At 35.3% G+C, this 24,984-nt stretch carries 26 protein-coding genes, 1 tRNA gene and 1 other RNA gene; 16 read left to right on the top strand and 12 right to left on the bottom strand.

Translation table 11 applies throughout. From position 1 onward, the window contains the following. Window positions 1–11: 11 nt before the first annotated feature. Entirely contained in the window at window positions 12–326 is a 315-nt protein-coding gene (trxA, locus tag HMPREF9018_RS05930) for a thioredoxin (protein WP_008449269.1), read from the top strand. A gap of 177 nt (window positions 327–503) precedes the next feature. Here trxA and HMPREF9018_RS05935 read toward each other — a convergent pair. The 5 genes from HMPREF9018_RS05935 to HMPREF9018_RS05950 form a co-directional block, all read right to left on the bottom strand. Further along, window positions 504–574, bottom strand: a tRNA-Cys gene (locus HMPREF9018_RS05935). Window positions 575–658: 84 nt separating this feature from the next. Further along, the gene (locus HMPREF9018_RS05940; RefSeq protein ID WP_008449273.1) at window positions 659–850 is read right to left on the bottom strand and encodes a hypothetical protein; all 192 of its coding nucleotides are present in this window, start codon (window positions 848–850) and stop codon (window positions 659–661) included. A 16-nt stretch (window positions 851–866) separates the two neighbouring features. Then, the gene (locus tag HMPREF9018_RS05945; protein ID WP_008449386.1) at window positions 867–1,295 is read right to left on the bottom strand and encodes a hypothetical protein; all 429 of its coding nucleotides are present in this window, start codon (window positions 1,293–1,295) and stop codon (window positions 867–869) included. A gap of 87 nt (window positions 1,296–1,382) precedes the next feature. Beyond that, window positions 1,383–1,766: RNase P RNA component class A (gene rnpB, locus HMPREF9018_RS10485), an RNA gene on the bottom strand. A gap of 88 nt (window positions 1,767–1,854) precedes the next feature. Continuing rightward, window positions 1,855–2,751 (bottom strand): tRNA modification radical SAM protein MnmL/YtqA, encoded by an 897-nt coding sequence (locus HMPREF9018_RS05950; protein WP_039864549.1) that lies wholly within the window; start codon window positions 2,749–2,751, stop codon window positions 1,855–1,857. A 686-nt stretch (window positions 2,752–3,437) separates the two neighbouring features. Here HMPREF9018_RS05950 and HMPREF9018_RS10690 point away from each other — a divergent pair. The 5 genes from HMPREF9018_RS10690 to HMPREF9018_RS05980 all read left to right on the top strand — a co-directional run bounded on the left by HMPREF9018_RS10690 (window position 3,438) and on the right by HMPREF9018_RS05980 (window position 8,799). Continuing rightward, window positions 3,438–4,763 (top strand): Spi family protease inhibitor, encoded by a 1,326-nt coding sequence (locus tag HMPREF9018_RS10690; RefSeq protein WP_008449262.1) that lies wholly within the window; start codon window positions 3,438–3,440, stop codon window positions 4,761–4,763. A gap of 4 nt (window positions 4,764–4,767) precedes the next feature. Continuing rightward, window positions 4,768–5,211, top strand: coding sequence for a hypothetical protein (locus tag HMPREF9018_RS05965; RefSeq protein WP_039864543.1), 444 nt, complete (start codon window positions 4,768–4,770; stop codon window positions 5,209–5,211). Between the two features lie 399 nt (window positions 5,212–5,610). Next, the gene (locus HMPREF9018_RS05970) at window positions 5,611–6,054 is read left to right on the top strand and encodes a hypothetical protein (protein WP_008449323.1); all 444 of its coding nucleotides are present in this window, start codon (window positions 5,611–5,613) and stop codon (window positions 6,052–6,054) included. 252 nt (window positions 6,055–6,306) lie between these two features. Continuing rightward, window positions 6,307–7,788 carry a proline--tRNA ligase gene (gene proS, locus HMPREF9018_RS05975; protein WP_008449237.1) on the top strand — a complete coding sequence of 494 codons (1,482 nt, stop codon included), beginning with the start codon at window positions 6,307–6,309 and terminating at the stop codon, window positions 7,786–7,788. Window positions 7,789–7,875: 87 nt separating this feature from the next. Next, window positions 7,876–8,799, top strand: coding sequence for a hypothetical protein (locus HMPREF9018_RS05980; protein WP_008449372.1), 924 nt, complete (start codon window positions 7,876–7,878; stop codon window positions 8,797–8,799). Between the two features lie 156 nt (window positions 8,800–8,955). On the opposite strand, the gene nrdG is transcribed toward HMPREF9018_RS05980, so the two are convergent. The 6 genes from nrdG to HMPREF9018_RS06010 form a co-directional block, all read right to left on the bottom strand. Then, window positions 8,956–9,417 (bottom strand): anaerobic ribonucleoside-triphosphate reductase activating protein, encoded by a 462-nt coding sequence (gene nrdG / locus HMPREF9018_RS05985; protein WP_008449230.1) that lies wholly within the window; start codon window positions 9,415–9,417, stop codon window positions 8,956–8,958. A 21-nt stretch (window positions 9,418–9,438) separates the two neighbouring features. Beyond that, complete coding sequence (nrdD, locus tag HMPREF9018_RS05990; RefSeq protein WP_008449367.1) at window positions 9,439–11,535, bottom strand: anaerobic ribonucleoside-triphosphate reductase; 2,097 nt, start codon at window positions 11,533–11,535, stop codon at window positions 9,439–9,441. A gap of 286 nt (window positions 11,536–11,821) precedes the next feature. After that, the gene (locus HMPREF9018_RS05995) at window positions 11,822–12,436 is read right to left on the bottom strand and encodes a tetratricopeptide repeat protein (protein WP_008449264.1); all 615 of its coding nucleotides are present in this window, start codon (window positions 12,434–12,436) and stop codon (window positions 11,822–11,824) included. Between the two features lie 26 nt (window positions 12,437–12,462). Further along, window positions 12,463–13,023 carry a peptide deformylase gene (gene def / locus HMPREF9018_RS06000; protein ID WP_008449255.1) on the bottom strand — a complete coding sequence of 187 codons (561 nt, stop codon included), beginning with the start codon at window positions 13,021–13,023 and terminating at the stop codon, window positions 12,463–12,465. Window positions 13,024–13,087: 64 nt separating this feature from the next. After that, on the bottom strand, window positions 13,088–13,507 hold the full coding sequence (gene ruvX / locus HMPREF9018_RS06005) for a Holliday junction resolvase RuvX (RefSeq protein WP_008449284.1): 420 nt from the start codon (window positions 13,505–13,507) through the stop codon (window positions 13,088–13,090). 3 nt (window positions 13,508–13,510) lie between these two features. Next, the gene (locus HMPREF9018_RS06010) at window positions 13,511–13,990 is read right to left on the bottom strand and encodes an SPOR domain-containing protein (protein ID WP_008449328.1); all 480 of its coding nucleotides are present in this window, start codon (window positions 13,988–13,990) and stop codon (window positions 13,511–13,513) included. 227 nt (window positions 13,991–14,217) lie between these two features. Between HMPREF9018_RS06010 and HMPREF9018_RS06015 the strand changes: the two genes are divergently transcribed. From HMPREF9018_RS06015 to HMPREF9018_RS06025, 3 genes are read left to right on the top strand one after another with little or no spacing between them, the layout of a single operon-like run. Continuing rightward, window positions 14,218–14,436, top strand: coding sequence for a YtxH domain-containing protein (locus tag HMPREF9018_RS06015; RefSeq protein ID WP_019036682.1), 219 nt, complete (start codon window positions 14,218–14,220; stop codon window positions 14,434–14,436). Window positions 14,437–14,447: 11 nt separating this feature from the next. Next, window positions 14,448–14,798: a hypothetical protein gene (locus HMPREF9018_RS06020; RefSeq protein WP_008449376.1), complete on the top strand. Its 351-nt coding sequence runs from the start codon at window positions 14,448–14,450 to the stop codon at window positions 14,796–14,798. 44 nt (window positions 14,799–14,842) lie between these two features. Continuing rightward, entirely contained in the window at window positions 14,843–15,145 is a 303-nt protein-coding gene (locus HMPREF9018_RS06025; RefSeq protein WP_008449258.1) for a hypothetical protein, read from the top strand. A 152-nt stretch (window positions 15,146–15,297) separates the two neighbouring features. Here HMPREF9018_RS06025 and HMPREF9018_RS06030 read toward each other — a convergent pair whose 3' ends face one another. Then, window positions 15,298–16,101 (bottom strand): hypothetical protein, encoded by an 804-nt coding sequence (locus HMPREF9018_RS06030; RefSeq protein WP_008449335.1) that lies wholly within the window; start codon window positions 16,099–16,101, stop codon window positions 15,298–15,300. 566 nt (window positions 16,102–16,667) lie between these two features. Between HMPREF9018_RS06030 and uvrB the strand changes: the two genes are divergently transcribed. The 7 genes from uvrB to HMPREF9018_RS06060 all read left to right on the top strand — a co-directional run bounded on the left by uvrB (window position 16,668) and on the right by HMPREF9018_RS06060 (window position 24,876). Further along, on the top strand, window positions 16,668–18,713 hold the full coding sequence (uvrB, locus tag HMPREF9018_RS06035; protein ID WP_008449339.1) for an excinuclease ABC subunit UvrB: 2,046 nt from the start codon (window positions 16,668–16,670) through the stop codon (window positions 18,711–18,713). Window positions 18,714–18,867: 154 nt separating this feature from the next. Beyond that, on the top strand, window positions 18,868–19,098 hold the full coding sequence (locus HMPREF9018_RS11255; protein WP_019036687.1) for a hypothetical protein: 231 nt from the start codon (window positions 18,868–18,870) through the stop codon (window positions 19,096–19,098). Next, a complete protein-coding gene (locus HMPREF9018_RS06040; RefSeq protein WP_008449308.1) occupies window positions 19,099–21,462 on the top strand; it encodes a putative porin in 2,364 nt (787 codons plus the stop codon). A gap of 47 nt (window positions 21,463–21,509) precedes the next feature. Next, window positions 21,510–22,466: a 1,4-dihydroxy-2-naphthoate octaprenyltransferase gene (menA, locus tag HMPREF9018_RS06045; RefSeq protein WP_008449371.1), complete on the top strand. Its 957-nt coding sequence runs from the start codon at window positions 21,510–21,512 to the stop codon at window positions 22,464–22,466. After that, complete coding sequence (locus HMPREF9018_RS06050; RefSeq protein ID WP_008449302.1) at window positions 22,467–23,105, top strand: HD domain-containing protein; 639 nt, start codon at window positions 22,467–22,469, stop codon at window positions 23,103–23,105. 59 nt (window positions 23,106–23,164) lie between these two features. Continuing rightward, window positions 23,165–23,632 (top strand): nucleoside deaminase, encoded by a 468-nt coding sequence (locus tag HMPREF9018_RS06055; protein WP_008449297.1) that lies wholly within the window; start codon window positions 23,165–23,167, stop codon window positions 23,630–23,632. Between the two features lie 209 nt (window positions 23,633–23,841). After that, on the top strand, window positions 23,842–24,876 hold the full coding sequence (locus tag HMPREF9018_RS06060) for an OmpA family protein (protein ID WP_008449318.1): 1,035 nt from the start codon (window positions 23,842–23,844) through the stop codon (window positions 24,874–24,876). Window positions 24,877–24,984 lie beyond the last annotated feature (108 nt).

Raw genomic sequence — 24,984 nt, forward strand, 5'->3', positions numbered from 1 at the left:
ATAAAAAAAAGATGGAAGTAAAAATTACATCAGAAAACTTTGAAAGTTATAAGAAAGGCAACTTGCCTTTAGTAGTAGACTTATGGGCAACATGGTGTGGTCCTTGCAAAATGGTAGCTCCTATTATTTCAGAATTGGCTGAAGACTACGATGGAAAGATAGTTGTAGGCAAGTGTGATGTAGAGGAAAATGATGATGTAGCTATAGAGTATGGCGTACGTAATATACCTACTATATTGTTTTTTAAGGGAGGAGAACTCGTTGATAAGTTTGTAGGAGCAGCCTCAAAAGCTGTTCTTGACGAAAAGTTTAAGGCTTTATTATAACATTTCTTTTTTCAGTTCTTTTAATAACAAACAAAAAGACATATCTATAAAGGCATAGATATGTCTTTTTTTATGAGTTCCATTCACATAAGAGCTTTGCTCTTTTCGTAAGAAAAAATAAGAAAAGCTGATAAGGGATAAAACAAAAAAAACTTCTTAAATAAGAAGTTTTTAGTGAGGTGCCTGGCGGAATCGAACCGCCCTACACGGTTTTGCAGACCGTTACCTAACCGCCCGGCCCAGGCACCATTGTGTTTTGCGAGTGCAAAGATACCAATAATCTTCTATTCAGCCAAATAATTATACAGTTTTTTATTAAAAAGCAATACCTATTAGCTTTTGTTATGACAACCTTGCTTTGAATGTTTTACTGTTTTTTGATGTTCCCTTATCTTTTTTCTGATAGCACAACCCTTGCAGCCTCCACATGGATCTTTTGCTGCACGAATAGCTTCTATTATCTGCTTACAAGCATAGCATATTGCTATAAATAACACTATACTTATTATAAAATACTGCCACATAAGGTATCTTTATAGCTTAAGCCTCAAAGGATAGTACTTCGTCTACGTAACGTCTTGCCTCTGGGTAAGTAGATTTTACTTTTCTTATTTTGTTCTTAATAATTATTGAAACTATAATACGATAAAAAGCAAAGAGTATTAAGCCTATAACTACTGCAAAAATAACATTTAAGATGCCTTTAAACGGCAAGTTTTTATCAGGAAAGGCTGATATTATAAGGATAGGTAACACCATAAGACCACCAGCTATAGTATATTGAGTGCGCTCAGAGCCACTATAATCTAAAGCTGCTTGATAGAAGAAAAGATAGTCTGACAACTCTTCTTCTGAAACCTTAGCACCACGTACAGGAAAACCCGGAGTGCCATCTAATCGTTTTATCTTATTTTCTACTTTATGCTGAAAATCGTTTAATAAAGTAGCCTTATTGTGCCAATCCTTCATTGTGTCATAACATTAATATTAAGAAAAAAACTCCTTTACCTGCCCCCTGCAAGCTTTTCGCTTACAAAAGGGGCATAGCATAAGGAGAAAAGCAGTGCTCCTATAAGCCGGGTTCTGTGTATTACATATCTTTTAATATGCAATATGCCTGTCATTTATCTACTCTAAGGATTGCTCCATAGCTCTAGCATTCTACCCTCCGTTGTGTCTACAGACTTGGACGGGACTATCCTCTAACAACGGTTTACATGAACTTGCAGCTCCTGAACGGCACAGCCAGCTGATCACCCAACTGCTGGTAGTCTCTTACACCACCTTCTCACCCTTACCAATTCTTTAGAATGGCGGTTTTTTCTTCTGCCTACATCTACTGTTACCAATAGCTTCTATTTTCGGAAGCAGGACGCCCTATGCTGCCCGGACTTTCCTCTCGCACATTAAAATGTGCCAGCGACAGAGCCAGAACACTGCCTTTATGAGTAGCAAAGGTACATAAAAAGCTTTAAATGACAAAATGGGTAAATAACATTAAAGCATAAATAAAACAAAATGTAAATATTCATACTTTTCTTATTCGCTCTAAATAACTGTTTAGCTTATTGGTAAATTCGTAATTTTTTAATCCCCATTTGGGGGCTAATAATAAGTTATCTGGACTTTGACTTACAAAACGTTCTAAGACAAGGTCTTTGCGAAGCAAGGAAATATAGTCGGCTATTAATGTGATATATTCATCTACTGTATAGAGATGGAAAGGATTCTCTACATACATTTTGGCAAGTTTTGTACCACGTATTATCTGCATTTGATGTATTTTTAATGTCGTCAAAGGTAAAGAAGATATAATAGGAGCTTGGCGCAGGCTCTCCTGCCTATCTTCCCCAGGTAAGCCAAGAATGATATGTGCACCTACACGAATACCACGAGCAGCCGTGCGCTCTATCATCTGACGTGAACAGGCAAAAGTATGACCACGATTTATTAATCGTAACGTAGCATCATTTACTGTTTCTATGCCATACTCTACGAGCAAAAAAGTGACCTTGTTAAGCTCCGTAAAATAGTTGAGTAAATCTTCACTAACACAGTCTGGACGTGTGCCAATGACTATCCCCACAACATCTTCCACTTGTAAGGCCTCGCTGTATAGGCGCTTTAAGTGCTGAATATCACCATAGGTGTTAGTATAAGCCTGGAAATAAGCAAGATACTTCATGTTAGGATATTTTCCTGAAAAAAATCTCTTTCCTTCTTCTATCTGACGCGTAACCGATTTGTTTTCTACTGAACAATATGAAGGATTAAAGGTTCTATTATCACAATAAATGCACCCACCCTTGCCTATGCTGCCATCTCTATTAGGACAAGTAAACCCTGCATCAATAGAAATCTTCTGAACCTTAAAATTAAATTCTTCATGTAACCAACTTCCAAAATCTCTGTAATACTGCGCCATATTCATACTATATTTATAAAAGCAAAGATACAAAAAGAATATAAAAAACATCTTCTATAAAAGATAAAGGATAGCTTTTCTTTTTGTAAAAAATATATATTTAAAAGATAAAAATAACGTCCTAAAAACAAAAATAGATTATTTTTACTTCATTTTTAATCTATTTTTGTGCTAAAAATAGATTATTTTCACTTCTCAACGTTTTCGTTTTCAATTACAACACATGTCTTCTTAATAATATATAAATGAGCTTTTTATAAATAGCTTGTTAATATTTGAGATAACATCTTCGCTGCTTCCTGTATATTGGTTGAGCGGACACGAAGTGATTTTCTTAATATTTGACATCTTATAAAGTTACTAATAATAAGCTATTTAACCGATTCTTAACAGTTGTTTTAAATCAATTAACCATCTCTTTTTTAACTATTACATTGGGAATAACGGAGTGTTAAACTATTTTTTTTATAAATAACAAACAAAATTGATGCAAAATATTTGTAGTTAATAAGAAATATATTACCTTTACAGAGGATTTTACTAAAACTATAATATATATGCATAACATTAAAAAATATGTTCATAAAAAAATAACTAAGTACTCATTAATCTATATAATTATAAGTACTATCGTAAGTTGTCAACAAGACGAAACTATGTTGCAACAAAGTGTAAAAGAAAAGCAAATGTCAGAGACAAAATCATTTTCTTTCACAAGAACGCCATATGAGGCACAAAGTGCTGTAATAGAATTTCTTTCTAACAAAATATCAACACGTAGTTTAAAATACACAAGGAGTATTGAAAAAGTTATAGATTTAGAAAGAAATCCCAAAACAAGAACTAATAATTTTCTAAATACATTCGCAGAAAAATTCTATGTTATTACTTTCAAGCACAAACAAGGTTATGCGATAGTATCAAAAGACAATAGAACCTTTCCCCTTTATGCTATTTTAGACTCTGGAGAATTTAAGGAGACTGACTTATACAATAATGAAACTTTACGCTCTCATGTAGTTGGTATGATTAGAGGAAACAATATAGAAATAAACAATTTTAATAATACAATAAGAGAAAGTTTACACCAAAATACAACAAGAGGGCATAAAGGTAATGCTTTTGAGAATTCTGAAGAAGCAATAGATAATATGCTACGAGATGGTTGGGAGATACAAAGACAAACTGAAAATCGCTTGAAAACAAAATGGGGTCAACACGTATATGGAGATAATTTTTATTTTAATACCAATGGGGTGCCGTATGCTATAGCATATCCTAATAAAAACATGAAGGATAGCCCTATATTTACAAGAGTTGCAGTTAGTGAAGTTGAGTGTTTTGGATGTACCCCCGTTGCTTTTGGACAAGTTATGTATGCCTTAAGAAATTTTCCTGGATTTAAAGATTTAAAGTACTCAAATGGAGAAAGAGTTCTTTGGGAGAACATGGAAAATCCGGAATACTGGAAAATTGAGAGAAAGAGATTTCTTGGTTGGTTTGCTGCAAATTGTAAGCCTACTTACCTTAAGAAAGGTACTATGATATTTAATATTAATGCTACAAAATTTCTAAGAAAAATTATTGGTGAAAATATTGAATCACGCTATGACAATTGTATAGTTGGTGATGGAGACTTTGATGGGTATGGTTGGTCTGAGGACAAAAAAGTATCAAGAGACTTCTTCAGTCACCCAAACGCCTTTGTTATAATGACAGCCTCTGCAGGCAGCCTTAATTACATCTCATATCATACCTTCGTTATTGATGGAATGGTAGAATTTACAAAAAGAATAAAAGGCAGTGGCTTTCTTGGGACAGGCTTATTTAAAAAGTGGAGAAATGGAATAAGACATCTTTATCATGTTAATGCTGGTTGGAATGGTCTTTCAAATGGTTATTATCTATATGTTCAAAATGTAAATGACGAATTTAAATATACAGGTAGTAATGACGCTATGGACTATCGTTCTAAAGTAGCATATTTAATTTTATGGCCAAAAAATAATTAAAAGTATGAAACACATATTGATATTAATTTTACTCTTTTCGCTTTCTGCGTTATCATCATGCGACGATATGAGTGACGAGCCTAAGGCTAATACTCATAAACTTGTTTTTGATGCAAAAGGAGGAGAGCAGTCTGTGCAAATAATAATAAAAAGGATCACATGGAGATTTGAGAGATTAGATATATACCCACTTCTACACACCGAGCGTATTGAAAATTATGACAAAGATGGATCTATAAAGAGAGAAAAGATGCAAATATCTAACTTAAGTGATGGAACACAGAGTATTCACTATGATTGGATTACCTTTATTGTTTCAAAGGATAAAAGACACATTAGAGTGCTCGTAGAAAAGAATGATACAAAAAAAGTTAGAGGAATAGAGTTTATAGGTCGAGGGGATAAAATTTGTAGTGCTTCCTTTAAAGTATTTCAGTCGGCAGAATAATAGTGTATCATGGCTATTACTCCTTTACTCTATACAATATTTTGTAATTTTGCACTTGCTGGTTGACTCTACGCATTTACTTATATACCTTATCCTTATTAAACAAATTAATATATTGCTATCTTTTTGCCGACATTTTTTTGTAAATTTGCACAAAGATATTAGAATAGGTAAATATCTATATATACATTCTTAACAGACTTTATAAAAAGATATTTCCATCATATTAAAGACATAACATTAATAGAAAATATGGCAAAAGAACTAAAAGAGCTTACCAAAAGAGCTGATAATTATTCTCAATGGTACAACGACTTAGTAGTAAAAGCTGACTTGACGCTATGGACTATCGTTCTAAAGTAGCATATTTAATTTTATGGCCAAAAAATAATTAAAAGTATGAAACACATCTTAATATTAATTTTACTCTTTTCGCTTTCTGCGTTATCATCATGCGACGATATGAGTGACGAGCCTAAGGCTAATACTCATGAACTTGTTTTTGATGCAAAAGGAGGAGAGCAGTCTGTGCAAATAATAATAAAAAGGATCACATGGAGATTTGAGGGATTAGATATATACCCACTTCTACACACCGAGCGTATTGAAGATTATGACAAAGATGGATCTATAAAGAGAGAAAAGATGCAAATATCTAACTTAAGTGATGGAACACAGAGTATTCACTATGATTGGATTACCTTTATTGTTTCAAAGGATAAAAGACACATTAGAGTGCTCGTAGAAAAGAATGATACAAAAAAAGTTAGAGGAATAGAGTTTATAGGTCGAGGGCAGAAAATTTGTAGTGCTTACTTTAAAGTATTTCAGTCGGCAGAATAATAGTGTATCATGGCTATTACTCCTTTACTCTATACAATATTTTGTAATTTTGCACTTGCTGGTTGACTCTACGCATTTACTTATATACCTTATCCTTATTAAACAAATTAATATATTGCTATCTTTTTGCCGACATTTTTTTGTAAATTTGCACAAAGATATTAGAATAGGTAAATATCTATATATACATTCTTAACAGACTTTATAAAAAGATATTTCCATCATATTAAAGACATAACATTAATAGAAAATATGGCAAAAGAACTAAAAGAGCTTACCAAAAGAGCTGATAATTATTCTCAATGGTACAACGACTTAGTAGTAAAAGCTGACTTGGCAGAGCAGTCGGCTGTACGTGGTTGTATGGTGATAAAGCCTTATGGATATGCTATTTGGGAGAATATTCAAGGACAATTAGATAAGATGTTTAAGGCTACTGGTGTGCAAAATGCTTATTTTCCACTGCTAATACCAAAGAGCTTCTTATCGCGTGAGGCTGAACATGTAGAAGGTTTTGCTAAAGAGGCTGCCGTTGTTACACACTATAGATTGAAAACTAAAGAAAACGGTGAAGGTGTAGAGGTTGACCCTAATGCAAAGTTGGAAGAAGAATTGATAATTCGTCCAACAAGTGAAACTATTATTTGGAATACTTATAAGAACTGGATACATTCGTGGCGCGACCTTCCCTTAATGTGTAACCAGTGGTGTAATGTGATGCGTTGGGAGATGCGCACACGTCCGTTTTTGCGTACTTCGGAGTTTTTATGGCAAGAAGGACATACAGCTCATGCCACAAAACAAGAAGCAGAAGAAGAGGCTAAACTAATGCTAAAGGTATATGCCGACTTTGCAGAGAAATGGTTAGCAGTGCCTGTTATTCAAGGAGTGAAAAGCGAAACAGAACGCTTTGCAGGAGCTTTAGATACATATACTATAGAAGCAATGATGCAAGACGGCAAAGCCTTGCAAAGTGGTACCTCACATTTCTTAGGGCAAAATTTTGCAAAGAGCTTTGATGTAACTTTCTTAAATAAAGAAAATAAGCCAGAATATGTATGGGCAACATCTTGGGGCGTTAGCACTCGTCTTATAGGTGCTTTGATAATGACCCATTCTGATGATAATGGGTTGGTACTTCCACCAAAGATTGCTCCTATTCAGGTAGTTATCATACCTATCTTTAAGGGTGAAGAGCAGCTTGAGCAGCTTAAGAACAAGCTACAACCCGTCATTGATGAGCTACGTGAAGCAGGGGTAACAGTAAAATTTGATGATAGCGACAACAAGCGTCCCGGCTTTAAGTTTGCTGACTACGAGCTAAAAGGAGTTCCTGTACGCTTAGCTATGGGCGGAAGAGATCTCGAAAACAACACCATAGAGGTAATGCGTCGCGATACATTAGAGAAAGAGAGTGTAAGTTTCGATGGTATTACCGATTATATAAAACATCTTTTAGACGAAATACAAGATAATATCTTTAAGAAAGCACTTGCTTTTCGTGATGCTCATATTTATGAATGTGAGGATTATGAAGAGTTTAAAGAAAAAATAAAAAATGGTGGATTCTTCTTATGCCATTGGGACGGAACAGAAGAAACTGAAGCTAAAATAAAAGAAGACACACAAGCTACAATTAGATGTGTACCATATATGTTCGAGCAAACTTTAGGGGTAGATATGGTAAGTGGTAAACCTGCTAAATATCGCGTATTGATAGCAAGATCTTATTAATTATAATAGCAAGTCCGTATTATATAATGGCTATATAAACCATTATTGCGGACTTTTTTCTAAACATATATATATAATGTAAAGCTTATGAAAAGATTAGTTTTATCTATTGCTATCATTACAGCAGTTTTTAGTGCAAGTGCACAAACCTTTGTTAAGCCAGAGCTAAAAAAAGGAGATGTTGCTCATTATGAGAATGAGACTACTATGAAGATTAGTCTTCCTATGGGAAGTGGTACAAAACAAGTAAAGACAACATATTTATCTACCATCACAGTGAAAGATGTTAATGATAAAGGAGCCTTGCTTGAAGACGTAACATCAAAGCTAAACATAGAAGGAGAAGCTGTTTTGGCTGGTAACACACTTGGCGCAGGAAAGTATCTTGTAGATACTCCTATATTATTGCAGACAGATAAGAATGGGAAGCTGATAAAAATAGTAAACTATAACGATATTATTGCAAAGATTTCAAAAGGAGCTATAGCTGACATAGAAAAGCTATATAAAGAAAATCCTGCTCTTAAAAAGAATGTTTCAAAAGCAAAATTAATAATGGCACTTTCTACAAAATTCTCTGAAGAAAATTTGCTCAAGACCTTTATGCAGACTGGTATCTATTCTGTTTATGGGAAAACCTTTAAAAATGGGAATAGTGAGATAAGAGAGTTTAATGGGTTAAAGATAAAAACAACATGGGGGATTTCTTCTATTTTAGGCACTACGAGCATTGTTGGTAATAGCAAGGCAAATATGAATAGTGCAGAAACTAAAGATTACATTTTCAACCAGCTTAAAGAACAAGGGCTTGATGACGATGCTATACAAAACATAAAAAACAACTGGGAACAGTTAAAACAAATGGGACTGGATAAGGTAGACGCTAATATAACAGAACATATACTTTTATCAAGCAAGAAAATGGTAACTAATTATAGCACAAAGGCTAAGATGATGGTAATGGGATCAGAGGTAGAGCTTAATTCCAATACTAAGTTATTAGATAAATAAGTTTAGATATAAATATATCAGTTTTCCTCTTATGGTATATCCCAATTATGGGGTTGTCTGTTAAAAGCAAAAAATAAATAAAAGAGAGTGTGTCAGAAAACACACTCTCTTTTATTTATACTCTAATCATTATCTTAACCATCAGAAGGATATATATTACTGAAAACGGTAGGTTATATCTACCATCTCGCCAGAAGAGCTAATATGATACATACGTTGATTGGTGCGTTTCGACTTTAATCCACCCAAATGCTTTAGATAAGGTCCTATCTTAATGTAATCGAAATTGCACAATTCTATATCTGAAGCTATAACCGTTCTTCCAGAATACCACCCCACTTTAAGTTCTGGGTGATGCGCCTTAATGTACCGTGCAAAACTGTTTATACACTTAGGATTAGCATCACCACCCATAAACCCAACGCATGAAATGGAGCTTTCGGTACTTTCTATCAAGACTTCTAACACCTCTGTGGAAAGCATCTGCCCTGTGTTTTGTGCCAAAAAACTACTATGACAGCCAGGACAGTGGCATGGACACCCCGAGATATTTATAGCAAGAGTTATCTCATCTGGATACTCCTGACACACTATATCTGTACCTACAAATCTGAGCATACCATTCTTTTTATGTTTTTACTATTCCATCTTATCGCTTCCCGCATAAAACCTCTTTGCAGCTTCTTGCTGTCGAGGCTGAGAAAAGTTGCTTACCCGCTTCATATACCCTATAACACGTGTAAGATAGTCTACATTCTTAGAATGGCAACAAGGACACTCTTTTAGATAACGCTTATCTATATGTCCACAATCGTTGCATACAGTATTAGGAATATTAAAGGTAAAATAGTTACAACCTTCCTTAGCAGCCACTGTTAAAAGCTGCTTATATTGTGCTTTAGATAGATGTTCATCTAAATTCATGTGCAGGGCGGAGCCTCCTGTCAAATGCTCTATATAAGGCGCACCATGCAGCTTAAACTTGTCTAAAATAGTAAGCCCTGTATCCTCTACACGATAAAAATAGCTATTATAACAATCACGAGGCACAAAGTAGCCATCTTCCCTATCCCACTTTGCATGTTTTACACCTACATTTTCGGCAGGTATCATCTCACAATTAAACATAGCTTCCTTAGTCCTAAAGGCTTTATTGTTTTGCTCTATAAGACCTAAAACACCCTGAACAAAATGTTTATAATCTTCATTAGGGGTAATATCAAGCCCCATAAACTCGGCTGCCTCTACAAGCCCATTAATGCCTATAGTAAGATATTGCCTGTTAATGTTAATATATCCAGCATCAAACAAGGGCAACATCTTATTCTTAAGGAAATTTTTAAGGTTTTCGTTATATGCTAACTGCACCTTATGGCAGAGCTTTATAATGTGATCTAAGAATAGTTTATAATCTTCTCCTTTATTAACAGCATACTGTATGCAACGGTTAAGGTTTATGGTTAGCACACTCTTTGAGCCTGTAGATACACCTCCTGCACCAAGTGTATAAGAAAAGCCGTTGTCTTGTATCTCATTACGAAGACGACAACACGAACTTAAAGAGTCGGCATTATCGCTCATATACGTAAAGAAGCTATGCCCCTTGCTATACATTTCTGCTGTAAATTCGCCCCACTCCTTATCTCTACACTCACCGTTTTCTGTAAGAAGAGCCATAGTTTCAACCGGGAATGTAAGCACAGCACGCGTACGCTCCTTGTTAAACCATGTCATAAACCTCTTTTGTAGCCACGACAGCCCTTCCCAGTCTGGTTGTGAACCATCAGGAAAATAGAAATTACCAAACAACGACTCAAAATAATACTTATCATAATAAGATATGTTCCAGAAGACAGCCTGAAAATTTCTCGCACCTGTTGGCTGATTAAGAGAATAGACTATCTGCTCAAAATAGTCGGTAATAACCTTATCTATCGTACGCTGACGCAAACTAAGATCCACTACCTTGTCGGCATTCTTCCAATAATCTTTACCATATTCCTTTTGTATAAAATAGTTCATATACATAAGAAACTCTGGCGTAGCACATGCCCCTGCAAGCATACTCGAAACTATGAAGACCATATTTATAAAGCCTCCACAAAAGCTCTTTAAGTTAGTAGGAGCAGAAGAGTTGCCCCCTATGGCAGTAGTGCCTCCAATGAGCCATGGATACATAGTTATGGAAGCGCAGTAGTTTGCAAGATTAGTTTCGTCGTTCTTATATATAAAATGATGGGTAAGGAGGTCTAAATACTCGTTGGCAAGCTCTTTACCATACATCTGCTTTATCCTATCGGTAAGCAAGCGCCTATTAATGCGTATAAAGCCTTGCTTAGGCAGCTCACCTATCAAAGTTGCTATGTTTTTATTTTCCACATTAGCATTAGCATCATACTTCGAGCCTGTGGCAGCATTGCTCGCACCACAATATTCGGTAAGAAACTTTATCTTATCCTGTGTTTCCCTGTCCTGACTGTGCTGATGACGATACACTATAAAGCTTTTAGCTACATCGTAATAACCTTCTTTCATAAGAGCCTGCTCCACTTGGTTTTGTATATCCTCAACGGTAATATCATTATGTATGGTAAGGTCTGAAAGTATCTTAGACACCGCAGCAAGGTCAGTAGGAGCATTTACACTCTCAAAAGCCTTTAAGATAGCACCCATTATCTTATCTAAAGAAAACATTTCCTTAGAACCATCACGCTTAGTAATTGTAAAATTTTGCATAGTTATATAGTTTTATTATTTTTCTTTTTTACATATTTATGAGCATAAAAGCTGTGTAAAGTTTTCCATTTTAGAAAACTTTTTATTTTTAACATCGTAAAAAGTTTTCTTTTTTGGCAACTCTTTCACCACAAAGGTAACTAAAGTTTTCTGAAAAAGCACACCTTTTTTTCATCTAAAATATGTTAAGATGGCCTATTTATACTTTCCTTTTATACTAATTTTTAATAAGCAAGAAAAGGTTTACTATCTTGCTTTCATAGCGTTACACACTAAATATATATGCTTACTTTAAGGGCAGAAGAGGCAACGAGTGTAAATTAGGTGTAATCTTTAATGTAGGGACAAAAATATTAAGCACACTCTTTATTTTCTTTTGCGGTGTCTTATTATGCTTAATATCATCTAAAAGGGTTATAGCTTGTGTAAAGTTTTTCCACCGATCAGTTATAGCTAAAAGCTCTCTTTCGGCATCTTTCCTCTGACCGTTCTCAAAATAACAATATGCTCGGTTAAAGAGGTAAGTCTTGTTATCCTTATCTAAAGCAAGAGCCTTTGTGTAAGCCTCTATAGCACTGTCATAATTTCCCACCTTTATACAAGCCATAGCATAAAGGTCGTATATCTCTGGTATATAGGGCTGCAAGAGTAAAGCACGCCTGCTATCGTTAGCAGCACCTTTAAAGTCGTCGAGGTTATATTTCGACTTTGCCATCATATACCATGCTTCATACATATCGGGCTTCAGCCCTACTATACGCATTCCTATCTGCATAGATGCTACATAATAGCCTTGCGAAAAGCTTTGCTGCCCCTGCTCTAATAGCCTTTTTATGTTATATTGAGCAAGAGAAGGCATGCAAAACATTACTACCAAACCTATTATGCCACTTCTAAGCATCTTTTTCCTATACCTTTAGTAAATAACTACTTCAGAGGTGGCTTCACCCTATAGCTACATCTTACCTTGCCTTGTAACAGAGCTTTCATCTTCTTCTTTATCATCTGTTTACGAAAAGGCGAAACTCTATCTGTAAAGACCTTACCTTCTAAGTGGTCGAACTCATGCTGCACCACCCTTGCCAAGAAGCCACTTAGCCACTCATGGTGCTCTTCCATATTTTCGTCTATCCACTTTACACGCACACGCTTTGGCCTTTCTACCTTCTCGTGAAGACCTGGTAGCGACAAACAACCCTCTTCCATAACCTCTGTTTCAGTATCGTCCACCTCTGTGATATGCCCGTTTATAAAAGCATGGCGAAAGCCTTTATACTCAGGGAAATTGTCTGAAACCACGTCAAGATCTATCACTACCACTCGTATAGGCTTACCCACTTGCGGAGCAGCAAGCCCTACACCATCGCTGGCAGAACAGGTTTCAAACATGTCAGCAATAAGCTCTTGCAACTCGGGATAACTCTCTGGTATATCTTGAGCTATCTTTCTTAACACTGGCTGACCGTATGTATATATTGGTAATATCATTTATTATCCTCTCTTTTTTCTAAAATAAAATAAATAGCTTATAAACACAAAAAGGAATGATGGGTTACATTCCTTTAGAGCGCATAAAATCTTGTAATATGATAGTAGCCGAAATTTCGTCTACCAACCCCTTATCTTGCCTCCTTACCTTCTTCTTTACGCCCCCACTTATCATAGCTTGATGGGCTAAGGCTGAGGTAAAACGCTCATCGTAATACTCTATAGGTACGCTCGGACACGCCTTCTTCCATCTAAGGACAAACTGCTCTACACGCCCCATATTTTCGCTGGGCTTGCCGCTGAGCTGTGTGGGCTTACCCATTACTATAAGGTCTACCTTTTCGCGCTGTATATATTCTTGCAAAAAGGCATATAGCTCTGGAGTAGAAACAGTAGCCAACCCATTTGCTATGATACGCAAAGGGTCGGTAACTGCTATGCCTGTACGCTTCTTACCGTAATCTATGGCAATTATACGCCCCATTACTTAGTTAGCAAGGAGCCATGCGTCGTGGTAAGAAGAACGCAACTGGTTACGGCTCTGCACAGCAGAAGCCTTATCATTAAAGCTCGATGCCACTACACGATACATTCTGTTACTACCATTATACACCACCTGTGCATCATAACCAGCGCTCTTTAGACGGCTCTGAAGACCATCTGCATTAGCCTTTATGCTGAAAGAGCCTACTACTACGCTAAAAGCCTTTAAGCCATTACCACTAACTACAGCTACGTTCTCATGACGCACTGGCTCGTTATCATAGCTCTCCTGCTCACGATTATCTGTTACTGGAGCCGTCTCTACGGTGCTGTTAGAAGGAGCTTGGCTCTCCTCTGGGGTAACTGTAGCAGCTTGAGCCTTAGCTCTCTCATAAGCCTTTTTATAAGCACTCTCGCTCGATTTACAGCCTGTAAATGCTATTGCCACTAATAGGGCACTGCCAAAAAACATCGATTTTCTCATATCCTTATATATTAATAGATTATATTTTATACTTTATTTTACCTTTGCGAAATTACAAATTAACTATCGAACATATACACCTTAGCCATATAAAGATTGTTAAATAGGGCAAAGATTGTAAGGTTTTTATATATTTATAGTTTTTCTTTTTGTCATTTCAAGAAAATATTATTATATTTGCCATTAACTATTATAACAATATTCATTATTTTAAATTTTTATCAACAATGAAGACATTAGGTTATTTATTCGCCTTTATAGGCGGCGCTATTACAGGAGCAGCTGTAGGACTTTTAGCAGCTCCAGAGAAGGGCGAGGATACTCGTAATAAGATTTCAAACGCTGTAGACGACTTTTGCAAAAAGCATGATATAAGGCTTAGCCGCAAAGAGACCGACGAGTTTGTAGAAGATATTAAGGAAGCTGCCTCTAACATAGCAGAATAAAGGGGAGAGTTATGTTCTCTAACGATAAGAATGTAGAAACAATAGCACAGCTCTTTAAGGTGCTGAAGAGGTATTTTGGGCTACAGGCAGAGTACACAAAGCTCTCTATTGTAGAGATAATAGTAAGGCTACTGACAGCTGTTGCCTTAATAGCTGTTTTTGTTACGCTATTTCTTATTGCTTTAATCTATTTTTCCTTTGCAGCTGCCATAGCTATAGGAGAGGCTTTAGGTTGTGCCCTTTGGGGTTATCTCATAGTAGGTTTCGCCTACATAATATTATTTCTCATTATGCTAATGCTACGCAAGGTAATAATAGAAAAGCCCTTGGTAAGGTTTCTTTCAAGTCTGCTTTTATCTTAAAGCCACAACCATGAGAGAAAAAGTAATATACACATTATATAAATATGAGCTTAAACATCTTTTCTTATGAGCAAGATAAGTGTCGCTCTATGAGCGATCTTCGCCTTCGCAAGGCAGAGCTAAAGGCTGAAATAGCCCAGCAAAACGGTACCATGAATGCTCTTTGGCAGAAGCTAAAGAGCGAGCCAAAAGAGCATTCTACCCCTTCGCAGCGTTTTAAAAGCATGTTCTCATCGGGGGCAAATATCATGGACGGCTTAATATTAGGCTGGAAGCTATACCGCATCTTTGGCTCAAACCGAAAGCAAAGTCGCAAGGGCTTATTCTCTTGGAAGAATTTCCTGTAATGCTGGGGGCGAGCCACTTTCTAAGGTAAAACGCTAAAAGTTTAGTATAAACATAATAGCTTTAACATAAAAGCGTGGAAATAGTTAAATGCTAAAAACGAGGCTTTAGATAGAAGATAAGCTATAGTTTAGAGCTTAGGAGCGCAATACTTCTAAGCTCTAAATTTATATATCAGCTTACCACTTGCTACGGTGTTAAGCTCTACGGCAAACTTTTCCTTATTATAAATAGCCTTAAGAAATGTATTAGGTATAAAAAGACGGCTACCGTTTTCTGCTATTTTCCCTCTAAATACTCCTATCTCCTTACCATGTGAAAGCAGCCTTATAGTGGCAAAAGCCTCACCATCATCTGCAGCAAAACGCTCCCCATAGCTAAGTTGAAGACTTAATGTAGGAGCTTTATACCTGCTTTTTACTATACAAAGGCGACTATAAGGAGTTATGTTAGAGCCTTGTTGCATCTGGCTATATAGCTTGCTGTGTATAGAGTCTTCACTTAAAAGCCAGCCCTGTGAATCCTTCTGCGAAGAAAGAGGTAAACTATCGAGGCACACTGCCTTAATGGTGTCCACTCGTGTGGTATCATAATGGGTGTTACGAGATGCTATACCACCACAAGCAGTAAGCCCCACTAAAGCTCCAATAGCTACCACTACAAAGAAAAAAAATGAAGAGCATACGTTCTTAAATGTTTTATTATATCCTCTACATACTACTGCCTCAACCCCAACACTACCTAACCTATCTGCAGTAAGGAAGAAACAATAATTGGTTTCTATAATAGAGAAAGTATCATTAAGACGTAATTTGTTAAAGTGTATCCTACACAGCTCAACCTTCCCCTTATACTCGTCTACCGACTTATATATTATCCTCCACAAACTGCCATATTTACTACTAACATTAGCAGATAAGGCAAACTTTATCTTATCTTCCTTATTAATATTTTCCACCTCTAACTTATCTTCTATATATTATATAATATCGTTATTGCCTATAATGGTTAGACTTTCCTATACCTGTTTTTATATCCTCAAACAAAATATCCCCCCTGCCGTTATCTTATTATGAAGACGAACATAAATATACTTTATTTCAACAAGATGTAAAACCTTATCACTTAACAGAATATTCATGGAATCTGATATAATAACCTTTATTACTTTTACATAATGATGTGTCTCTTTTTTCTTCTTATAGAAAACTGACTGTTATAACATACGTTTATTGCGCACAAAAGTACCTTTTTTTTATCTGGTTTTAAAAATTTCTTTATAATAATTTTAATACACATTTCTTTATACAAATACTTTCCATACATAAACACCTAACACACAAAATATTATATCAATATCTTTAATATCAAAAACATATCCTTTTACTTTTAACATAATAAGCTTTATCATCTCTTTGTTGCTATTTTGCAGCTTTAAAGAGATATTTTTTTACTTATATATTATACAGATAACAGTATTAAGCTGCTCTGTTTTATTATTATTTTAGTAACTTTGCTTTTATAATGAGTTTTGAATTAACCTCAACATATAAGCCCACAGGAGATCAGCCTGAAGCAATCAGAGCTCTCACAGAAGGTTTGAAGCGTGGCGAACATAGTCAGGTACTACTTGGTGTAACTGGTTCTGGTAAGACCTTTACAGTGGCTAATGTCATTGCTAATATTAATAAGCCTACACTAATCTTATCCCACAACAAGACTTTAGCAGCACAACTCTATGAAGAAATGAAAGGTTTTTTCCCTCATAATGCCGTAGAGTACTATGTATCATATTACGATTATTACCAGCCAGAGGCATATATCCCAACTACAGATACGTATATAGAAAAGGATTTAGCTATAAATGATAAAATAGACAAGCTACGACTTTCTGCAGTATCATCATTATTATCAGGCAGAAAAGATGTTATAATAGTATCTTCCGTATCATGTATATATGGTATGGGCGGGCCTGCAGCTATGCAAGAAAATGTAATCCACATAAAAAAAGGGCAGAAGATGGATCGCAACTACTTTCTACGTCAGTTAGTTAGTTCGCTTTACTTACGTAATGACATGGATCTACAACGCGGATATTTTCGTGTAAAAGGCGATACTGTAGATATTGCTATGGCATATAGTGATAATGTTTTACGCATTACATGGTGGGACGATGAGATTGATTCTATTGAGGAAGTAGACTCTATAGCCTTTCACCGACTATCATCTTTCGATACCTACGAGATATATCCTGCTAACCTTTTTGTTACATCAAAAGAGCAAACACAACAAGCCATTAGCAAGATACAAGACGACTTAATGATGCAGATAGACCATTTTAAGCAATTGGGCGAAAATATTAAGGCAAAGCGCATAAAGGAACGTGTGGAGTATGATATAGAAATGATTAAAGAATTAGGACACTGTTCTGGTATAGAGAACTACTCTCGCTACTTCGATGGAAGAACAGCAGGGCAACGCCCATATTGTCTGCTCGACTTTTTTCCAAAAGATTATCTTCTCGTGATAGATGAAAGCCATGTCAGTGTGCCACAAATATCGGCAATGTATGGTGGCGATAGAGCTCGAAAAACAAATCTTGTAGAATATGGGTTTAGATTGCCTGCAGCATTGGATAACAGACCTTTAAAGTTTGAAGAGTTTAAAAGCATGATACACCAAGTAATCTATGTATCAGCCACACCTGCCGACTTTGAACTGAAAGAGGCTGATGGAGTGGTCGTAGAGCAATTAATCCGCCCAACGGGATTATTAGACCCTGAGATAGATGTGCGCCCATCAGAAAATCAGATAGACGACTTGATGAACGAAATTCTTATACGAGCAGAGCGACAAGAACGTATCTTAGTAACTACTCTTACCAAACGCATGGCGGAAGAGCTTACCGAGTATCTTCTCAATCACGATGTTCGTACAGCTTATATTCACAGTGATGTAGCAAGTTTGGATCGTGTGAAAATAATCAACGACCTAAGAGCAGGCTTATATGATGTGCTTGTAGGAGTAAATCTCTTACGTGAGGGGCTTGATATTCCTGAAGTATCGTTAGTAGCTATACTCGATGCCGACAAAGAAGGCTTTCTTAGGAGCCATCGCAGCTTAACACAAACAGCTGGTAGAGCTGCTCGAAACATAAACGGTAAGGTAATAATGTATGCAGATACCATTACTGAAAGCATGCAAAAAACAATAGACGAAACCATGCGAAGACGCATCAAACAGCTAAAATATAACGAAGAGCATAACATAACTCCTGCTCAAATTGTAAAAACTATAAAAGATATATTGCCTACAAACAAAGAGGGGGACAATAACTTTAAAAACACTACAAATAAGACTATTAATAAAAAACCTCATATAGAAGATATTAAATCTGATACTTTTGCTTCTGACCCTATTATTAAAAGTATGTCAAAAGAGCAGCTGGAAAAGAGCATAAAGAACACAACAGAACTCATGAAGCAAGCTGCAAAAAATTTAGATTTCCTACAGGCTGCTCAATATCGTGATGAAATATTAAGACTACAGAAAGAGTTAGAACAAAAATAAGACAGATAAAGGTATATATATAAAACGTTAAAAGCAGAAAAATACCTGTTTTTTATCAATAAGAATGTGTATCTTTGTTTTCCAAAATAATAATTTAAAGTGCAAAATAGCAATAAACATAATAAAGCTGTTTTAATATAATAACTTATAAAAAATGGATAATAATAAAAGTACAGTACGCCGACCCAATCACAGATTAAGACCTATGAGAGAGCGAGGGAGATTCTTTATTACACGCCAATGGTTAAATAGCATCTTCATGCTGGGAGCATTAATTGGTGGTATCTTCTATTTTGCTACTGATTACACTAATGTTGGTATTATAATTATTCTTATTTCAATGGTTTTTAAGATCATTGAATGTATACTCCGTTTTATAAAATAAATGAAGAAAACGCTTATCCTCCTTGTAATGTTTTTATCTGTAATAAATATACAAGCACAGATAAATGACAGAACCTTTACTGCTAATGATTATCAAAATGGCAAAAAACAAAATGCTTCCGATTCTATAGATAATAAAAATAAAGATATTCCGCGAGGCATTAAGGCATGGACTATAGACGAACACTTTGGAGACAAAACCCCTGCAGTGCTCGACACTTTATCATATATGTATATGAACACCATCTTCACTACAGGGTTAAGAGGAGAATATAACACCTTAGGCAACGTAGGCTCACCACGACAAAACCGCATTCTGCTGGAAAGAAGTTTTCCCTCTGAGTTTATTTTCATAGATCCATACGACCAGTTTGTAATAAAACCAAGCAACTTCCTTTTTACATCTACACTCTCACCCATCACCATTCTCTCATATAACACGGCAGGAAACGATTTACATGGAGAAGACCATTTCAAAGCATTCTTTGCTGTTAATGCAGGTAAAAAATGGGGATTTGGCTTTATTTTCGATTATATATATGGACGAGGCTACTATAACAGCGTAAACACCTCACACATGAACTACTCTATGTGGGGGGCATATATAGGAGAACGTTACAATGCAAACTTGCTTATGTCGCTTAATCATCAAAAGGTAGCAGAAAATGGAGGAATAGCCAATGATGCCTACATAACTCATCCTGAAAAGTTTAAAGACAATTTCACTACTGATGAAATACCAACGATATTAGAAAATAACTGGAACAGAAACGATAACCAACACTTTTTTTTCAATCATCGCTACAGCTTTGGATTCTTTCGTAAAGTGCCAATGACGAAAGAAGAGATAGAAGCACGTAAGTTTGCTATCAAATCGGAACAAGCTAAAGCAAAAATGCAAGCTAAAGAAGAGGCACGCCGTAAAGCAAAAGAAAATGGAGACGACTTTGATGAAGAACAATACGACAAACAACATCAATCAAGCGGACGACCAGATGATGCAACCATTGCAGGAGATGCCCCCACACAAAACTTAAAAACACCTAAGGAAGACAACAGAATAAAGGTAAACATGCAGGACTCTGCTCAAATGGCAATGCTTAACAAAAAAAGTATTGAAAAAAAAGATACCACTCTTCAATGGATGAAAAGAGAGTATGTACCTGTTACAAGTCTTATACATACAATGCGTTTTGACAATTACCAACGTATATATCAAGCTTATAAAAGTCCTGAAAACTATTATGCAAATAACTTTTATAACTATGGCACTACTGCAAACGACTCTATTTATGACCAAACTAAGCACTGGGCATTAAAAAACACTTTTGCAATAGCACTATTAGAAGGATTTAATAAGTGGGCAAAAGCTGGTCTAAAAGCCTTTGTATCTCACGAAATACGACACTATGAGTATCCTTCTTATAAAACTTTTAATAATCTTTCGCTATTCGAAAGATATGACGCAGAAAACCAGAATGATATTTCTATAGGTGGGCAGCTACTTAAAATGACTGGTAAAACTTTGCATTACAATATAAATGCAGAAACATGGATTGCAGGAAAATCATTAGGACAATTCCATGTTGATAGTAATATCGGGATAAACATTCATCTTTTAGGCGATACTACACAATTATCCTTAAATGCTTTTATACATCACGACTATCCTTCTATGTACTATACTCGCTATGTTAGCAAACACTTTATATGGAATAATGCCTTAAAAAAGCAGCTACACTCGCGCTTAATGGCAACACTTTATATAAAAAAGACTGACAGCAAGTTGCGCTTTGGATATGATCTGCTTAATAACTATACTTACTTTGGACTTCAAAATGATCGTGTTTTAAATGGCAATAATTACCTTGTGAAAAATAATCAAATAAATGTCCGACAAGATAGTAAACCCATTAGCGTAATAACTATGCAGCTAATGCAAAACATACACTGGGGCATTTTTCATTGGGACAATGTTTTAACATTCCAAAAAACAAGTAACGAGATAGTACTTCCTGCGCCTACTATAAATGTTTATAGCAACCTATACTTACGGTTTAAGATAGCAAAAGTGCTAAAGTGCGACTTAGGTACAGACATGCGTTGGTTTACAAAATATTATGCGCCTGAATATATCCCAGCTATAGGCGCGTTTGGTATTCAAGAAACTAAACTTAGTCGTACAAAAATAGGTAATTACCCTATTATAAATGCTTATGCTAATTTCTCTTTGCAACATACGCGCTTCTTTGTTATGTTCTCACATATCAATGCTAACAATAATGGAAATTATTTCTTTACACCACATTACCCTCTAAATCAGCGTATATTTAGGTTTGGACTAAGCTGGAATTTCTTTAATTAAAACTAATCTTACCTATAGCTTCTCCATATATATAATATAAACATATAATGCAAACACAAAGAAAAGATAATACTAATATAGATAATATAAAAGGCTTAAAAGCATGGATTCTTGCTGCTCGTCCTAAAACTTTATCAGGAGCAGCAGTACCTGTTATGATAGGTATAACTTTAGCTTTTAACATAAAAGGATGGCAAGAATTACAGCTAATACCTGCTGGTTTATGTTTACTCTTTGCTTTCATCATGCAAATAGATGCCAATTTCATCAACGATTACTACGATTGTTTAAAAGGAAATGACAATAGCGATACCCGGCTCGGTCCAAGACGTGCCTGCAGTGAAGGCTGGATCAGCTTATCAGCTATGAAACGAGGCATTATAATTACTACAATCTTAGCTTGCCTATGTGGGCTTCCTTTAGCCTTTTTTGGTGGTTGGGAAATGGTTATAATAGGAATTATATGCGTTATTTTCTGTTTTCTCTATACTACAACACTCTCTTACTTAGCCTTGGGCGATATTCTTGTACTTTGCTTTTTTGGTATTATTCCTGTATGCCTAACATACTTTCTATGCACTGACAATGATACATTAACTGCGATACCTTACCAAGTTTTACTCATCTCAATAGCTTGTGGCTTAATAATAGATACACTATTAATAGTAAACAATTATCGTGATTATGAAAATGATAAAAGTAATGGCAAAATGACTCTCGTTACACATATAGGACAAAAATACTCTGCCTTACTATATTTTGCTTTAGGCCTTATAGGAGCACATATTACCGGTATTCTAATACTGAAGCAACATAGGTTAATCGACTTTCTTTTAGCTACACTTCTTATGCTCGTATATCTAACTCTTCATGCCCGCACATATCGTAAAATGAAAAAAACACAAGGTAAAGAACTCAATAAAATATTAGGTAAAACTGCCCGTAATATATTTATTTTTGGATTACTTACAACAATTTCATTTATACTTAAAGCATTAATATAAATGCAAAAAATAGCAAGTTTAGATATTGTAGCTTTTGTTGAACAACATATTCTGCCACGATACAATACTTTCGACAAATCACATGGGCTCATACATGTACAACGAGTTATAGCTAACTCTATGACTTTAGCACAAGATGTGGGTGCTGATCTTAATATGGCTTATGTTATAGCTGCTTATCACGACTTAGGTATGGAAGGTCCGCGAGCTATTCATCACCTTACAAGTGGTAAAATTCTTATTGCTGATGCTCGGTTAAAGAAATGGTTTTCACCAGAACAACTTAGAATAATGAAAGAAGCTGTAGAAGATCATCGCGCCAGCCTATCACGAACACCACGAAGCATATATGGGAAAATAGTAGCTGAAGCCAATAGAAATTTAGAACCAAAAATAGTTTTTCACAGAGCAATACAATATGTATTAAAAAAATATCCTACAGCAAACAAAGAACAATTATGGAAACATTTCTACAATCACATAAAAGAAAAATACGGCAGGACAGGATACATAAAATTATGGATTCCTAATTCTACAAATGCTAAATATTTAGATACAATATACAAAGCAATAGAAAACGAAGATAAATTGCGACAAATATTCTATAACATCTACCAGAAACATTTCAATATTATCTAATTATATTTACAGGGATAGATTAACTAATTAGCTCCCTTAACTAATAAAAAGTATAAAAAATGACAAAAAAAGAACTTATGCTAAGAGCCATTGAGCTTTCTATAAACAGCGTACGCAATGGCGGCGGACCTTTTGGAGCAGTTATCAGCCATAACGGAAAAATTATAGCTGAAGGTAGCAATAAAGTTACAATAAATAACGATCCTACAGCTCACGCTGAAATTTCCACTATCCGTATTGCATGCGAAAAACTTAAAACTTTCAATTTATCAGGGTGCGAAATATATACCTCTTGCGAACCATGCCCTATGTGTTTAGGAGCTATTTATTGGGCACACTTAGATAAGATATATTACGCTAACGATAGAAAAGATGCTGCTAAAATAGGCTTTGATGATGATTTTATCTATCAAGAAATAGAAGTGGAACCACAATACCGTAAAAAGCCATCAGAAATATTATTACAATCGGAAGCTATAAAAGCCTTTGATCTGTGGCGAGAAAAAATGGATAAAATAGAATATTAACACTTAAATTTATATCAAAATTCGCCTTTTTTTTGAGATATTACCATAAATCTATCTATATCATACACTAATATTAGCATGCAAAGAAATGGTTACCTTTAGAAACTTTTATCATAATAATTTGGTATTCTCATTTATTTTACATTACTTTGCAGACGATTTTAAATAGGTAAAAATAAATTATAAATAATAGATTAATTCAGAGGAACATGAAAAAATTATGTTTAATGTTTGCTGCTATTTCTATGGCAGCTTCAGTTTCTGCTCAAACTTTAGCAGAGAGTAAAACTTTTGACAATTGGTACATTGGTGTCAATGGAGGTGTTTCTACAGTAACAAAACACAATGTCTGGTTAAAAAACTTGAATCCTAATGCAGGTCTTCGCATTGGTCGTTATTTTACTCCAGTATTCGGATTGGCTGCAGAAAGTAATGCTTATTTCTCTAATAAGCCTTTTGATTCTCACGGTACTTTTATTCGCTTTATCAATACTTCTTTATTAGGTACTGTTAATTTAACAAACTGGATAGCTAATTATAGTGGTGAACCTCGTGCTTTTGAGGTTAGTGCTGTTTATGGTTTAGGCTGGTTGCGTACATTTAATAGTCATAACGAAAACAATTTAAATATTGCAACTTCTAAAGTTGGCGTTGATCTTGCTTATAACTTCGGTTCTAAGAAAGAATGGCAGCTATATGTAGAGCCTTCTATAACTTATCTATTGAATGGTGACGGATACGAAGGTATAAAGTATGATGTAAACAATTCTATGGTTCAATTAAATGCAGGATTGATTTATAAGTTTAAGAATTCTAATGGTACTCACAATTTTGTCAAAGTAACTCCACGTGATCAAACCGAGATTGATGCTTTGAACGCACAAATAAACGAACTACGTAATCGTAAGCCAGAAGTTATAACAAAAGAGGTTATTAAGGAAGTACCTGCTAATAAAGATCTTTCTGCTTCTAACCTTTCTTTTGTAACCTTTGCACAAGGGAAATATACTTTAACTACAGCTGCTAAGACTGAACTTAACAATATCAAAGAAGGTAGTCGTGTACAAATTGTAGGTACAGCTTCTCCTGAAGGTTCTGCTAAGTTTAACAAGAAGTTGTCGGAAAACCGTGCTAACGTAGTAGCTCATTACTTGCGTAGCCGTGGTGTTATTGTAGAAAAAGTTACAGGTAAAGGAGTAGAAGGTATAACCTCTAACCGTCTTGCTGTTATTTACGTTAAGTAAAACTTTTATAAGATACAGTTATTATAATAAATATATAAAGGAGATGTGTCATAATGATACATCTCCTTTATTTGATTATTGATATTAACTAAAACTATAATTTAATAG

It is taken from the genome of Prevotella amnii CRIS 21A-A, from assembly GCF_000177355.1.
In the GTDB taxonomy this organism is placed as follows: domain Bacteria; phylum Bacteroidota; class Bacteroidia; order Bacteroidales; family Bacteroidaceae; genus Prevotella; species Prevotella amnii.